The sequence below is a fragment of the Paractinoplanes tereljensis genome (assembly GCF_016862435.1).
Taxonomy (GTDB): Bacteria; Actinomycetota; Actinomycetes; order Mycobacteriales; family Micromonosporaceae; genus Actinoplanes; species Actinoplanes tereljensis.
This window is the reverse complement of sequence record NZ_BOMY01000019.1, coordinates 1-14,531: the sequence shown is the minus strand read 5'-3', so window position 1 is coordinate 14,531 and position 14,531 is coordinate 1. Positions and strand designations below refer to the sequence as shown.

The 14,531-nt window shown below is 70.6% G+C and carries 13 protein-coding genes; 11 read left to right on the top strand and 2 right to left on the bottom strand.

The features are described from left to right. The first annotated feature begins 523 nt into the window (after positions 1 to 523). The 6 genes from pcaDC (at position 524) to Ate02nite_RS13405 (ending at position 7,185) form a co-directional block, all read left to right on the top strand. A complete protein-coding gene (pcaDC, locus tag Ate02nite_RS49975; protein ID WP_307873278.1) occupies positions 524 to 1,699 on the top strand; it encodes a bifunctional 3-oxoadipate enol-lactonase/4-carboxymuconolactone decarboxylase PcaDC in 1,176 nt (391 codons plus the stop codon). 179 nt (positions 1,700 to 1,878) lie between these two features. Next, positions 1,879 to 3,513, top strand: coding sequence for an ABC transporter substrate-binding protein (locus Ate02nite_RS13425; protein WP_203805151.1), 1,635 nt, complete (start codon positions 1,879 to 1,881; stop codon positions 3,511 to 3,513). Positions 3,514 to 3,601: 88 nt separating this feature from the next. Continuing rightward, positions 3,602 to 4,549, top strand: coding sequence for an ABC transporter permease (locus Ate02nite_RS13420; protein ID WP_239147368.1), 948 nt, complete (start codon positions 3,602 to 3,604; stop codon positions 4,547 to 4,549). A gap of 52 nt (positions 4,550 to 4,601) precedes the next feature. Further along, entirely contained in the window at positions 4,602 to 5,441 is an 840-nt protein-coding gene (locus Ate02nite_RS13415) for an ABC transporter permease (RefSeq protein WP_203805149.1), read from the top strand. Continuing rightward, positions 5,438 to 6,418, top strand: coding sequence for an ABC transporter ATP-binding protein (locus tag Ate02nite_RS13410; RefSeq protein WP_239147367.1), 981 nt, complete (start codon positions 5,438 to 5,440; stop codon positions 6,416 to 6,418). The genes Ate02nite_RS13415 and Ate02nite_RS13410 overlap by 4 nt, the downstream gene beginning before the upstream one ends. Then, positions 6,415 to 7,185, top strand: coding sequence for an ABC transporter ATP-binding protein (locus tag Ate02nite_RS13405; RefSeq protein WP_239147366.1), 771 nt, complete (start codon positions 6,415 to 6,417; stop codon positions 7,183 to 7,185). Before Ate02nite_RS13410 ends, Ate02nite_RS13405 begins: the two co-directional genes overlap by 4 nt. 1 nt (position 7,186) lies before the next feature. Here Ate02nite_RS13405 and Ate02nite_RS13400 read toward each other — a convergent pair whose 3' ends face one another. Then, entirely contained in the window at positions 7,187 to 7,765 is a 579-nt protein-coding gene (locus Ate02nite_RS13400) for a TetR/AcrR family transcriptional regulator (protein WP_203805145.1), read from the bottom strand. A gap of 68 nt (positions 7,766 to 7,833) precedes the next feature. On the opposite strand from Ate02nite_RS13400, the gene Ate02nite_RS13395 reads away from it, so the two are divergent. The 4 genes from Ate02nite_RS13395 (at position 7,834) to Ate02nite_RS13380 (ending at position 11,728) form a co-directional block, all read left to right on the top strand. Beyond that, complete coding sequence (locus Ate02nite_RS13395; protein WP_203805143.1) at positions 7,834 to 8,295, top strand: DUF3237 domain-containing protein; 462 nt, start codon at positions 7,834 to 7,836, stop codon at positions 8,293 to 8,295. A 1-nt stretch (position 8,296) separates the two neighbouring features. Next, a complete protein-coding gene (locus Ate02nite_RS13390; protein ID WP_203805141.1) occupies positions 8,297 to 9,916 on the top strand; it encodes a CocE/NonD family hydrolase in 1,620 nt (539 codons plus the stop codon). Positions 9,917 to 9,927: 11 nt separating this feature from the next. Beyond that, positions 9,928 to 11,337, top strand: a complete 1,410-nt coding sequence (locus tag Ate02nite_RS13385) for an amidase family protein (protein WP_203805139.1) — start codon at positions 9,928 to 9,930, stop codon at positions 11,335 to 11,337. 193 nt (positions 11,338 to 11,530) lie between these two features. Continuing rightward, positions 11,531 to 11,728: a hypothetical protein gene (locus Ate02nite_RS13380; protein WP_203805137.1), complete on the top strand. Its 198-nt coding sequence runs from the start codon at positions 11,531 to 11,533 to the stop codon at positions 11,726 to 11,728. Between the two features lie 4 nt (positions 11,729 to 11,732). On the opposite strand, the gene Ate02nite_RS13375 is transcribed toward Ate02nite_RS13380, so the two are convergent. Continuing rightward, positions 11,733 to 13,166: an alpha/beta fold hydrolase gene (locus Ate02nite_RS13375; protein WP_203805135.1), complete on the bottom strand. Its 1,434-nt coding sequence runs from the start codon at positions 13,164 to 13,166 to the stop codon at positions 11,733 to 11,735. Positions 13,167 to 13,265: 99 nt separating this feature from the next. Between Ate02nite_RS13375 and Ate02nite_RS13370 the strand changes: the two genes are divergently transcribed. Continuing rightward, positions 13,266 to 14,480 (top strand): glycoside hydrolase family 1 protein, encoded by a 1,215-nt coding sequence (locus tag Ate02nite_RS13370; protein WP_203805133.1) that lies wholly within the window; start codon positions 13,266 to 13,268, stop codon positions 14,478 to 14,480. Positions 14,481 to 14,531: the final 51 nt, after the last annotated feature.

The following is a 14,531-nucleotide window of genomic DNA, read 5'->3' as shown; positions in this document are numbered from 1 at the left end:
GCGATCTTGCGGAGTTGCCGCGAGGAGCGTGCGGGAAGTCCGCAAGATCTGCGAAGCGGGGCGCCCAGGCGCGGGGTTGGCTGGGGCCGGCGGATCCCAGGCTGATGGAACGACCGCCGGGCCGCCGCGATCTTGCGGAGTTGCCGCGAGGTGCGCGCGGGAGGTCCGCAAGATCCGGGAAGCGGGGCGCCCGGGCGCGGGGTTGGCTTGGGCTGACGGGTGCCAGCCTGATGGAACGGCCGCCGGGCCGCTGCGATCTTGCGGGGTTGCTGCAAGGAGCGCGCGGGAAGTCCACAAGATCTGCGGAACGGGGCACCCGGGCGCGGGGTTGGCTGGGGCCGGCGGATCCCAGGCTGATGGAACGACCGCCGGGCCGCCGCGATCTTGTGGAGGTGCTGCGAGGAGCGTGTGGGAAGTCCGCAAGATCTGGGAAGTGGGGCGCTCGGGCGTGGCGGGTGCGGTTGAGCGTGGGTGAGCAAGGGGCCGTTTTGTGGGCGTCGGCGAGCCCTTGGGAAGGCACGCCATGTCTGATCATCGGCTGGGGAGAAACATGCTGACTGCCGTCACACTCGTTGATGCTCCCGGGCGGCCTCTGCTGCTGCTTGGGCCCTCGCTCGGGACCTCTGTCGAGGCACTTTGGGGGCGGTGTGCTCGGCTGCTTCGCGGCGAATATCACGTGGTTGGGTGGGAGCTGCCGGGGCACGGGGACGGGGCGCCGGCCACCGCTGGGTTTGGGATTGCGGGGCTGGCCAAGAGCGTGCTTGAACTCGCTGATCGGGTTCGGCCTGGAGCTGCCTTCCGGTATGCGGGGGACAGCGTTGGCGGGGCGGTCGGGCTGCAGCTGCTGCTGGACGCGCCTAACCGGGTTGAGGCGGCTGTCCTGCTCTGCACGGCGGCCAAGATCGGGGAGAGCGGGGGGTGGCGGCAGCGGGCCGAGACGGTTCGGGCCGAGGGGACCCAGGCTGTCGTGGCCGGGTCGGTTCAGCGGTGGTTCGGGCCGGGGTTCACCGAGCGCGAGCCTGAGGTGGCCGAGGCCCTGCTGGACGTGTTGCGTGGAGCCGACCCCGAGAGTTACGCCAAGGTCTGTGAGGCGCTTGCCTCGTTTGACGTGCGGGAGCGGCTCGGGGTTATCACCGCTCCGGTTCTGGCTGTGGCCGGGGCCGAGGACCAGCCGACGCCGCCGGACGGGCTGGCCCTGATCGCGGAGAAGGTTCGGGACGGGCGGCTTGTGGTCCTCGACGGGGTTGCGCACCTCGCGCCGGCGGAGCGGCCGGACACCGTGGCCGAGCTGCTCGACGAGCACTTCCGGGTGGATCAGGACGAGCGCACGCTCGCTCAGACCCGGGATGCCGGCATGCAAGTGCGCCGGGCCGTGCTCGGGGACGCCCACGTCGACCGGGCCGTCGCCGGGACTACCGAGTTCACCCGGGATTTTCAGGAGCTCATCACCGCGTACGCCTGGGGGGAGATCTGGACCCGGCCGGGCCTGGACCGCCGCAGTCGATCGATGATCACTATGACCGCGTTGGTGGCCTTGGGCCACCATGAAGAGCTCGCCATGCACGTGCGCGCCGCGCGGACCAACGGGCTCAGCGCCGACGAGATCAAGGAAGTGCTGCTGCAGACCGCGATCTACTGCGGTGTGCCGGCCGCGAACACCGCGTTCCGGATCGCGCAGCGAGTCCTCGAAGAGGACTGAAACACCCCAAACCAGACATCGCCGGGCCGCCTCTGCGGTCCGGCGATTTGTCGTGTCTGACTAACAAAGTGAACCATCCTGACCTGCAACCTTGGAACTCCGTTAATGATTAATTTCCAGGATTGACAAACAAACCTCTGCCGGGAAGCCTGAGGCGGTCACCACAGCAGGGGAGCGACATGATCAACCCGAAACCATTGGTATTTCCGTCTTTGTTGGCCCTGTCGTTGATCATCGGCGGGTGCGGCTCCGCGCAGCCCGCAACGGCCGACACGGCGATCACGCTGACCAGCACCACGCCGGCGGCGACCGGTGACATCGACAAGGTCACCTGGGCGCTGCCGAACGGTGAGCCCACCTCGCTCGACCCGGCCAAGACCGGCGACTACTCGGCCAACACGGTCGTCACCAATCTCTGCGAGAGCCTGCTGCGCCTGCAGGACGACTTCTCCACCGCGCCCGGCCTGGCCAAGTCGGTGACCCAGAAGGACGCCAAGACCGTCGTCATCACGCTGCAGGACGGCGTGACGTTCTGGGACGGCACCGCGATGACCGCCGCCGACGTGGTCTACAGCCTCAAGCGCAACATGGACCCGAAGCTTGCCTCCTACAGCGCGCACGTCTTCGCCAACGTGGCCTCGATCGATCAGACCGGGCCGCTCGAGGTGACGGTCCGGTTCACGACGCCCGACGTGCAGTTCATCCCGGACCTGGCTGGCGTGCCCGGCGCCATCATGGAAAAAGCTTTCACCGAAAAGACCGGAGCAACATTCGGTACGCCTACCGGCGGCCTGATGTGCACCGGGCCGTTCCAGCTCGGCACCTGGCAGACCGGGCAGAAGATCGAGCTCAAGCGGTACGACGGTTACTGGGACAGCGCCCGTAAGGCCAAGGCCGCCACCTTCGACTTCGTGTTCATCACCGACGACAGCACGATCACCAGCGCGCTTCTGGCCGGCGAGGTCGACGGCATCTACGGCGCTCCGGTCGGCAGCCTCGCCACGCTGCGCAAGACCGCGGCCGGCAAGCTCTACTTCGGGCCCAGCACCGAGACCGTCAGCCTCGGCCCGGTCGCCACCGAGGGGCCGGCCGCCGACGCCCGCATCCGGCAGGCGCTCGACCTGGCCATCGACAAGACCACGTTCATCACCAGCGTGCTGAAGGGTGCCGGCACCCCGCTGAAGACCTTCACCCCGCCGCTGGCCTGGTCGGGCAGCCCGGCCAAGGCGGTCTACGACGACGGGTACGCGGCTCTCCCCGACACCAGCAAGGCCGACCTCGGGGCCGCCAAGAAGCTGGTGGCCGAGGCCGCGCCGAGCCGGACCACGCTGGTCGTGGCGGTGCCGGCCGGTAACCAGGCGCTGCTGCAGACCGCCACCATCACCCAGGCGGCCGCCCAGCGGATCGGCCTCACGGTGACCATCAAGCAGTTGCAGGCGGCCGAGTTCGCCGGGCTGTTCTACGACCCGTCGCTGCGGGCCGGCATCGACTTCATCGCGACCACCGGTTATCTCGAGGTGCCGGGCGCGCTCTACTACGCACCCGGGTTCGTGCTCAAGGGCGCCCAGTTCAACTGGACCGGCTATGCGGACGCCGCCGTGGCCGAGAAGATCATCGCGGCAGTGTCCGCGACCGACCCGGACGAGTCGGCCAAGCAGTTCGTGGCCGCGCAGGCGATCTTCGGGCCGGCGAAACTGCAGATCACCCTGGCCGAGTCGTACAACCGCCTGTTCCTCGGCAAGCGGATCACCGGCGCTCCGGCGTCGTTCTCCTACATCAGTACGGCCTGGGCCGCCCAGGTCGGGTCGGCATGACCGCCTGCACCGAGCGGCACCCAGCCGCACCGGACAACGGCCTCGCAGGCGAGGGCCAGAAGGGCATGCCTAAGGGAGGGAGAGCGTCGTGATCGGGTTCGTCGGGCGCAAGGTGGCCGCGATGCTGGGCACGGTGCTCGTAGCCAGCTTCGTCATCTACGGCGCTCTGTACCTCGCGCCCGGCGACCCGGTCGCGCTGCTCGCCGGTGGGCACGAGATGAGCCCGGCCGCGCTCGCCGCGATCCGCAGCCAGTACCACCTGGACGACCCGTTCCTGGTGCAGTACTGGCGGTGGCTGTCCGGTGTGCTCACCGGGCACCTCGGTGACTCGCTGGTGTTCAAGGAGCCGGTCGCGCACCTGATCGGGGCGCGCCTGCTGAACACGGTGCTGCTGGTCGCGTACGCCTCGCTCCTGATCTTGGGGGTTGGGGTTGTCTCCGGGATCGTCGCCGCGGTCGGCGGCAAGATCGCCGACACCGCGGTCACCGTGACCACGACGGTGCTGATGGCCGCGCCCGCGTTCGTCGCCGCCATCGTGCTGATCTGGATCTTCGCGACCAAGCTGTCCTGGTTCCCGGTCTACGGCTCGGGCACCGGGTTCGGCGACCGGATCCACCACCTGACCCTGCCGGCCGTCGCGCTCAGCGCCGGCTATCTCGCCTACATCTCCCGGATCACCCGGGCCGAGGTGCGCGCCGAGCTGGGCTCCGACCACGTGGTCGCGGCCCGGGCCCGGGGCGTGCGGCGGGCCGCGATCCTGCGCAAACACGTGCTGCGCAACGCGGCGGCGCCGGTCCTCGCGGTCTCCGGGATCACCGTGGCCGGGCTGTTCGCCGGCACCGCGATCGCCGAGCAGGCCTTTGGAGTGAGCGGGCTCGGGTCGCTGCTGGTGCAGAGCGCGGCCCGGCAGGACCTGGTCGTCGTGCAGGTGCTCGCGCTGCTGCTGGTGGCGGCGTTCGTGCTGGTCAACATGCTGGTCGACGTCGCGAACGCGATGCTCGACCCCCGTCTGCTGCGCCCCCGGGAGGTCGGATGACCTTCCCTCTTGCTCTTGCTACCCGGCTGCGGCCCATTGCCTGGGAGGTTGGATGACGCTCGCTCTTGCCTCGCCGCTGCGGTTTCCGGCCCGGCGGCTGGCCGCCCTCGGGTGGGCCACCACCGTCGCCGGGGTGATCTGTGCGCTGGTGGTGCTGGTCGCGGTGTTCGCGCCGTGGATCGCGCCGCATGACCCGAACGCGGTCGACCCGCTCAACGCCTTCGCGCCGTTCTCGGCGGCGCATCCGCTCGGCACTGACGACCTCGGCCGCGACCTGCTGTCCCGGCTGATCCTCGGATCCCGCACCAGCCTGGCCGGGCCGCTGGTCGTGATCGTCGTGTCCGGTGCGGTCGGCACCGCGCTCGCCGTCTCGGCCGCCTGGATCGGCGGCTGGTTCGACGCGGCGGTGTCCCGGGTGCTCGACATCCTGTTCGCCTTCCCCGGACTGGTCCTGGCGATCACCGTGGCCGCCCTGTTCGGCGCCGGATTCCTGGCGCCGGTGGTGGCGTTGTCGCTGGCCTACGTGCCGATCATCGCCCGGGTCATGCGGGCGGCGGCACTGCGCGAACGGTCGCTGCCCTACGTGGAGGCACTGCGCGTGCAGGGCTTCTCCGGCTGGCACATCTGCCGCCGGCACCTGCTGCCCAACCTCGCTCCGCTGCTGGTCGTGCAGGCCGCGATCAGCTTCGGCTACGCCATGATCGACCTCGCGTCGATCTCGTTTCTCGGCCTCGGGCTACAGCCGCCGGCCGCGGATTGGGGCCTCATGATCGCCAACGGCCAGCCGTCGATCTTGGCCGGCTTCCCGCAGCAGTCCATCGCGGCGGCCGTCGCCGTGGTGATCACGGTGGTGGCCTTCACGGTCGTCGCGGAGCGGATGGCGGCCCGATGAGCGCGCGTCCGGTCGACGGGGATGACGGCGCGATGGGCGCGCTCCTTGAATTCGACCACCTGCGGGTCGAGGTGCCGACTCCGGTCGGGCCGCGGCCGGTGCTGCGCTCGGTGAGCCTTTCGCTGTTCGCGGGGGAAGCGGTCGGGCTGGTCGGTGAGAGCGGCTCGGGCAAATCCATGACCGCGAGGTCGGTGCTTGGCATGCTGCCCGGCGCGGCGACCATCGGCGGGGCGGTCCGCTTCCGGGGTACGGACATCAGCACGCTCGACGCCACGGGACTACGGCGTCTGCGGTCGCGGGACGTCGCCATGGTCTTCCAGGACCCGCGGGCGACCGTCAATCCGGTGCGGACGATCGGTGACTTCCTCACCGAGGTGCTCCGCGAACGCGGCATGTCGCGCTCCGCCGCAGTGGCCGTCGGCGCCGGGATCCTCGCCGACATCGGCGTCGACGACGTGCCAAGGCGATTGAAGCAGCGCCCCTACGAGCTCTCCGGCGGCCTGCTGCAACGGGTCGTCATCGCGGCCGCCCTGGCCGGCGAACCCGCGCTGATCCTGGCCGACGAGCCGACCACCGCGCTCGACGTCACCACCCAGGAAGAGGTGGTGGCGATCCTCGACGAGCAGCGCCGGCAGCGCGGAACCGCCCTGCTGTTCATCTCGCACGACCTGGAGCTGGCCACCGCGGTCTGCGACCGGATCGCGGTCATGTACGCGGGCGAGATCGTCGAGATCCTGCCCGCGAAGTCACTGCACGAGGACGCCCGGCACCCCTACACGAAGGCGCTGCTGCGGGCCCGGCCCGGCTCGGTGCCGCCGGGGGAGCGGCTGCAGACCGTCCCCGGCACCCCGCAGTCCGGCATCGAGGCCCCGTCCGGATGCGTGTTCGCCGACCGCTGCCCGGTCGCCGAGGCGGACTGCCGCACCACCGTGCCGCTGCTGGTCGGCGGCGTCGCCTGTCATCTGGAGGTGCCGTGATTCTCGAGGTGACCGACCTGCGCAAGGTGTTCCGGGGTGACTTCGTCGCGGTCGACGGCGTCTCGTTCGCCGTACCCGTGGGCGGATCGTTGGCCATTGTCGGCGAATCCGGCTCGGGCAAGACGACCTGTGCCCGGATCGTGGCCGGACTGGAGCGGGCCACGTCGGGAACGATCCAGCTGGACGGCCTGGACGTTAAATCAGACCGGAGGGCCCGGGCCCGCGTCGTCCAGATGGTGTTCCAGGACCCGTACCAGTCATTGGATCGCCGCCAGACGGTGTCCGCCTGCCTGGACGAGGTCCTGGCCTTTCATACCGGCCTCGGCCGGGCCGAGCGGCGCAGCCGGATCGGCGAGCTGCTCGAACTCGTCGGCCTCGACCAGCGCCACGCCGGTGTCCTGCCGCGCCAGCTCTCCGGCGGGCAACGCCAGCGGGTGGCCATCGCCCGCGCGCTCGCCCCGTCGCCGCGGCTGCTGATCCTCGACGAGGCGGTAGCGGCGCTGGACGTCTCGATCCAGGCCCAGATCCTCAACCTGCTCGTCGATGCCCGCGCGGCCACCGGGGTCGGTTACCTGTTCATCACCCACGACCTGTCGGTGGTGCGGCACGTCTGCGACGAGGTGATCGTGATGCGGCGCGGCCGGGTCGTCGAGTCCGGCGCGGTGGAGAAGGTCCTCGACGCACCAACGGCCGACTACACGAAGAAGCTTGTCGGCTCGATCCCGCGCCCCGGCTGGGTGCCGGCCCGAGGCGGCACCCGTGCCTGACCTACAGCTGATCCAACAGAGATTCTGCGGCCGTCCGCACCAGCCCGCCGGCCGCGATCGGCAGCTGGAGTTCGGCCATCGTGGAGTTACCCAGCGCCAGGCACCACAGGCCGTAGGCGGCCGACCGCCGCTTCGCCGCCGGCGCGGACGGGTATTCGGCCGCGAGCGCCTCCTCGATCGTCTCCACCGCGCCGAGGTACTGCGCCTGCAGGATCGACCGGATCCGCTCGTCGGTGATACCGGCGGTGATCAGCTCGCGGATCACCGTGTCGTCGTCGCTGATCGGCAGGAAGCCGCTGCCGAACAGGTAGTCCAGCACGATCGGCAGCTTGGCCGGCCCCTCGGCCTCGGCGACCGCCCCGGTGAACTCCGACTCGTAACCGGTGTAGAGCCAGGACGCGAACGCCCGCAGCAGGTCGTCCCGGTTGCCCACGTAGTGCCGCACGTGGCTGCGGCTGAGCCCGGACTCCTCGGCCACCCGCTCCAGCGTGGTGCCGGCGAGACCGTTCTTGCGCAGGCAGCGACCGGTGGCCTGCATGATCTGCGCAGTCCGCTCGGTGGCCATGCTCGGGCGTCCCATTCCGGCTCCTCACTCAGCTTTCCCGCCAACTGTAATTGATTGTCATTGCGACGAAGAACGGAGTCACCATGAACCTGCCCGATCCCCGACTGGCGTTCGCCTTCGAGGTCCGGGTCGGCGTCGCGGATTCGCTGCACGTCGGCCGCGGCCCCGGCGAGGTGCTGATGTTCACCCCGATCACCGGCGGCACGGTGTCCGGCCCCCGGCTGACCGGCGTGGTCCTGCCCGGCGGCGGCGACTGGTCCACCACCCGCGGCACCACCACCGAACTCGACGCCCGCTACCTGCTGCGGGCCGCCGACGGCGCGGTGATCGACATCGTGAACCGCGGCTTCTGGCGGGCCGACCCGGACATCGAGCGCCGGGTCGACGCCGGCGAGGACATCGGAGAGACCGAGTACTACTACCGCACCAGCCCGGTCTTCCGCACCGACGCGGAACAGCACCGCTGGCTGGCCGAATCGGTCTTCGTCGGGCTGGCCCGCGGCGAGGCCGGCCAGGTGTGCATCCGCTTCTTCGAGGTGCTCTGAGATGACGATCGAGATCCACCGCCTCGGCCCCGGGCCGCTGTCCCCGGACGCCACCCAGCACATGGTGCGGATGCGCGACGGTGTCCGGCTCGCCACCGACGTCTACCTGCCGGCCGGCTCGACCGGGCCGGGGCCGACCATCCTGACCCGGCTGCCGTACGACAAGACCGGCGAGTACACCTTCATGCCCCGGGTCGCGGCCTGGTTCACCGCCCGTGGCTACACGATGGTCGTGCAGGACGTCCGCGGAAAGTTCCGCTCCGAGGGTGAGACGCTGCTGTTCGTCAACGAGACGTACGACGGCTACGACACCATCGAATGGATCACCAACCAGCAGTGGTCCGACGGCGTGGTCGGCATGTGGGGCGACTCGTACTACGGCTACACCCAGTGGGCCGCCGCGTCGTCCGCCCACCGCGCGCTCAAGGCCATGGTCCCGCGCGTCACCGGCACCCGCCTCGGCGAGCTGCCGGTGCCCGCTCCCGGGCAGCGCACGCACGACGTGGAGATGTCCGTGCACCGGTTCTATCCGCTGTCGATGTTCCACGACCGGGACATCCTGGAATGGGAACTCGACTGGTCCCGGCGCCCACTCGCCGACGCGGTGGAGGAGTTCTTCCAGGCCGTGGGTTCTAGAAGTGCCTCCTACGACTTATGGTTCCCGCACCCGGTGCGTTTGCGTCGTTTCCCGGCCGGTAGCCCGTTCGACGCCCCCGCAGTTCCAGTACTCCTGACCCTGGGATGGTGGGACAACTGCGCACCCTGGCAGTGGTCCGACTACCGCGATCTAGAACTCCGGCCGGCATGGTTGCAGAACGCTTTCCTGCTTTTGGAAGCCATCGACCACGAAAACAACAGCCACTTCGACCCGGCCGCCGCCCGCGACGAGTCGTGGATGAACCGCTACCTCGAACCGGCCGCCGAGTTTTTCGACGTCTTCCTGCGCGGCGAGGCCGCGAACATCGCCAAGGTCCGCTGGCAACTGGCGAACTCCGGCGACTCCACCTTCCGCTCCGCGACCCATTGGCCGCCCCCGGGCGTACGGCTGAAAGAGCTCTTTCCCCATCCTGGCGGAACTCTGCAATCGGGTTCTTTCGAACCGGAGGTCGAGGAGTCCTGGATCCATGACGCCTCGTCGCCCGTGAAATCGCCGGTCCGCGACCCGTTCGCCTTCCTCGCCGAGTTGCCGGACGAGCGGGACCTGGCTGCCCGCCCCGACGTCCTCGCCTTCACCGCCGAACCCGTCGACGAGCCGTTGGACCTGGCCGGTCCGGTCCGGGTGCACGCCACGGTCGGCTCGGACGGCCCCGAGATGGACCTGTTCGCCCGGTTGTCCGACGTGGCCCCCGACGGCAGCACCCACCTGATCGCCCGCGGCCAGCAGACCATCCTCGACCCCGGCCTGTCCTTCGACGTCGAGCTCGACCTGGGCCACATCGGCTACCGCCTCCATCCCGGGCACGCCCTGCGCCTCACCCTGGCCAGCAGCGACGCCCCCGAGTTCATCCCCGCGCCCGGCACCGGCGAACACCGCTGGCTGGCCGCCACCACCAAGACCAACCACCAGCGCGTACGCCTGGGCGGCCGCACCGGCTGCCGGCTGACCGTCACCGTCCTCTGAAAGGCCGCACCATGGACAAGCTCACCCAGCTCACGGTCGTGGAGATCGCCGAGGCCGTGCGCTCCGGCAGCGTCTCCGCCACCGACGTGGTCGAGGCCCACCTGGCCCGGATCGCCGAGGTCAACCCGGCGACCGGCGCCGCCACGGTGGTCCTCGCCGACCAGGCCCGCGCCGCCGCAGCCGAGGTGGACGCCCGGATCGCGGCCGGCGGTGACCCCGGACCGCTGGCCGGCGTACCCGTCTCGGTGAAGGAGAACATCGACCTGACCTGGTCCGCGACCACGTCGGGGTTGCCCTTCGCCGCCGACCACATCCCCGCCGAGAACGCCAGCTTCGTCACCAAGCTCCTCGCCGCCGGCGCGATCCCGGTGGCCCGCGGCAACATGCCGGACGTCGGCCTGCGCTGGGACACCGACAACGACCTGTTCGGCCGCACCTGGAACCCGTGGGACCGCAGCCGGGTGCCCGGCGGTTCGAGTGGCGGCGACGCGGTCATCGTGGCCACCGGGATGGCCGCGGCCGGCCTGGGCAACGACTACGGCGGCTCGCTGCGGCTGCCCGCGAACGCGGCCGGCATCGCCGCGCTGCGCCCGTCGGCCGGCCGGGTGCCCGCTCCGACCCGCCAGATCATGCCGATCGAGCTGTCCCTGCAGGCGTTCGCGGTCAACGGCCCGCTCGCCCGTACGGTCGCGGATCTGGATTTGCTCTTCGGGGTCATGCACGGCGCCGACGATGTGGACCCGCAGAGCGTGACCATCCCGCACCCGGCCGGCTACGACGGACCGCGCCGGGTCGCGGTCACCGTGGACCCGGCCGGCTGGGGCGTGGAACCGCAGGTGGCGGCGGCAGTCCACCGAGCCGCCGACGCGCTGGCCGCGGCCGGCTGGGAGGTCGAGCAGGTGGACCCGCCGCAGGTGGACCGCTGCGCCACGCTGTGGCGCCAGATCTCCGCCTCGGAGATGGCCCCCGCCCTGCTGACGCCGGGTGTGTTCCCCGGGCCGCTGTCGGCCGGCACGGTCAAGTACTTCACCGACAACGTGGCCGGCGTCGACCTGCTGGACACCGCCCCCGCGTACGCGGCGGCCTGGGCCGAACGGCACGCGCTGGCCGCACTGTGGCGGCAGTTCCACACCCGCTACCCGATCGTGCTCGGCCCGGTCACCACCGCGGCGATGCCGGAGATCGGCTGGGACCTGTCCGGCCCCGAGGCCACCACCCAACAGTGGCGCCAGCACCGCCTCCTGGTCACCGCGAACTTCCTCGGCCTGCCCGCGGTAGCGGTCCCGACCGGCGTGGCCGACGGCCGCCCCCAGGGCGTCCAGGTGATCTCCCGCCTGAACGGCGACCACATCGCCCTGGCCGCCGCCCGCGCCATCGAGGCGGCCGGCCCCGCCCTGACCCCGATCGACCCCCGCCCCTGAGCCGGCGCGGTCCGGGACGGCGGCACCCTGCGCGGGGGGAGGGCCGGGTTTGGTCACCCAGCTCACCGGCCACCGTCCCGGACCCGCCTTCCGCCGCCGGACGGCACGGCGGGTGCGTCCCGGTCCGGCGGCCTGCCCGGGCACGCCGTGGGGTCGTTGGACGCGGGCGGCATTCACCGGCGACGATGGGGTGATGAGGCGGGCAAGCTGGCCGGTGATCGGTCTCGTCCTGGGCGCGGTGGCCGGCGCGCTCTGGGGGTGGTTCGGGGCGGGCGGCTACGAAGCCGGCGACTCGGCCATCGGCACGAGTTTCCTGTGCGCGCTGGCCGGCCTCCTGATCGGCGCGGTGGCCGCGAGCGTCGCGGCCCGCCGGGCCCGAAAACACCGCTGATTGTTCAGCCCGGGATCGGTGCGTCGCGGCAGACGGTTCCGGCCGGTGGCACGGTCAGCCGCAGCAGATATTCGTACATGTAGGCCTCCATGCAGGCGCTCTTGCGCCGCGCGGTGTGGCCCTCGCCCTGCCAGGTGAGCAGGTGGCCGTTGGCCAGGATCCGGGACAGGGCAACGGCATCGGCGTACGGGGTGTCGGGATCGCCGGTGTTGCCGGAGACCAGGATCGGGGCCGACCCGACGGCCCGATAGGAGCCGGTGTATCGGCTGAGACGCTCGGCCGGCCACTGCAGGCACGCGGGTGCGTGGGTCTGGTCGTAGGCCGGTGGCCCGTACGCCATCCGCGGCGCGGTCAGCGGAAAGTCGGCCGCCACCTCCGACAGCCGGGAGTCCAGCTGACGCATGCCCGGCGGAAACACCCGGTCGGCGCACTCGACCGCCACGTTGACCGCGTTGAACGCCGTGTCGGACTGGCTGATGGCGTACATCAGGGGTCCGGTGTGGTTTTCCAAGAGATGTAGATCGGTGCCGAGGGCGGTCCACCGCCGGGTGCCGCTGTTCAGCCGTGAGGTCAGCTCGGACAGCACGGTGGCCCCGTTGACGCTGCCCGACAGCGAGTCGAGGATCGCCCGCACCCGCCCGGCCAGGTCCGGCCCGCCCGCCGCGAAGGCACATGAGGCGGGCGTGGCGGCACACCATCGCAGGAAACGTTGCAACGCTGCCTCGGTAGCCTGGTATTGCCCGTAGTCATAGGAGTACGGATCCTGGGCGTACTTCACCGGGTCGTAGGCCGAGTCCAGGACCAGCGCCCGGGTCCGCCCCGGGAACATGCTGGCGTAGACGGTGCCGACATAGGTGGCGTACGACCCGCCGAAGTACGTCAGCTTCGCGTCCCCGACGGCGGCCCGCAGCCGGTCGAGGTCCCGCGCCTGGTACTCGGTGCCGATGAAGGGCAGCAGACCCCCGGAATGGGCCAGGCAGGCGGCATTCCACTGCTGCGCCGACCGTACGGCGTTGGCAAGCGTCGCCGGTTTCTGCCACAGGGCCGCGTAGTCCGGCTGATCCAGGCAGCTCACCGGCTGACTGCGATGCACCCCACGCGGATCGAACCCGACGATGTCGAACCGGTCCCGGATCTCCTGGACCGCCGAGGTGGCGAACCCCTGAACCCACTCCCACCCGGAGCTCCCCGGCCCGCCCGCGTAGATGAACAGCGTGCCGATCCGGTCGGCCGGTTTCGCGGCCGGCCACCGCCGCAGCTGCAGCGTCACCCTGGTCCCGCCGGGATGGCGGTAGTCCAGCGGAACCTGGAACGGCGAACACTGGTAGACGCCGTCGCCACAGTCCTGCCAGTCCAGGGCGGGCGGCGCGACCGGTCCGGCCACGACGGGTCCGGCACTCAACATCAGCAGCGCGGCCACCGCGCCCAGGATCTTCATGGCCCGAACATAGGAACACCGGCGCCGCGACCAGCCCGAACGGCCAGTTCGTCACACGAAATGATTGACCCGGGGTGGACCGCCTGAACTAATGATCGAATGCGGACTTTTCCTACGGACTTCCTCTGGGGTGTGGCCAGCGCCGGCCACCAGATCGAGGGCGACAACACCGCCAGTGACACCTGGTTCGCGGAGCACGTGAAGCCGACGGTGTTCCAGGAACCCTCGGGGAAGGCCTGCGACGGCTACCGGCTCTGGCGCGAGGACATCGACCTCGCCGCCGGGATGGGGCTGTCGGCCTACCGCTTCTCGGTGGAGTGGGCGCGGGTGGAGCCGGTCGAGGGACAGTTCGACGAGGCGGCGCTCGCGCACTACGAGGGCATCGTCGACCGGTGTGCCGAGCTCGGCCTGGCGCCGGTGGTGACGTTGAACCACATGACCTCGCCGCACTGGTTCGCAGCCCGGGGGAGCTGGCTCGATCCGGCGGCGCCCGGGTTCTTCGCGCGCTACTGCGACCGGGTGATGGCCGCGTTCGGCGACCGGATCGCCGTCGCGGTCACGTTCAACGAGCCGAACCTGCCCAACCTGCTGCGCTGGACCGCCGTACCGGAGTTTGTCCGGGATCTGGAGCGGGCCACCCTGGAGGCCGCCGGCAAGGCGGCCGGGGTGGATCGCTACCGGCTGACCAACGTCATGATTCCCGAGGACATGGACGCGATGGGCGACGGCATGACCGCCGGGCACCTCGCGGCCCGGGCCGCGATCAAGGCCCGCCGGGCCGACCTGCCGGTCGGATTCTCCCTGGCGATCGTGGACGACCAGGTGGTCGGCGACGATCCATCGGTCCGGGACCGGAAACGAGCCGAGGTGTACGGGCGGTGGCTGGAACTGGCCCGCGGCGACGACTACATCGGCATCCAGAACTACGAGCGACTCTCCTACGACGGCAACGGCCCGGTCGGCGACGACACGCTGTTCTCCGGGGTGGATTCGCGGTCGCTGGGCGAGGCCGCCCGATACGCCCACTCGGTAGCGGGGGTGCCGGTCATGGTGACCGAGCACGGCATCTCCACCGAGGACGACAGCCGCCGGGCCGCGTTCATCCCGGAGTCCCTGGAAGGCCTGTGGCAGGCGATCGAGGACGGCGTGCCGGTCCGCGGATACTTCCACTGGACCCTGATGGACAACTTCGAATGGATCTTCGGCTACGGCCCGAAACTGGGCCTGCACAGCGTCGACCGAGAGACGTTCGCGCGGACGCCGAAACCCAGCGCCGGTGTCTACGGGGCGATCGCCCGCGCGAACGGTCTCTGACTCAGATCTTGCCGGTGCCGGCGCCCGCCATCACGGTGGCCTTCACCTTGC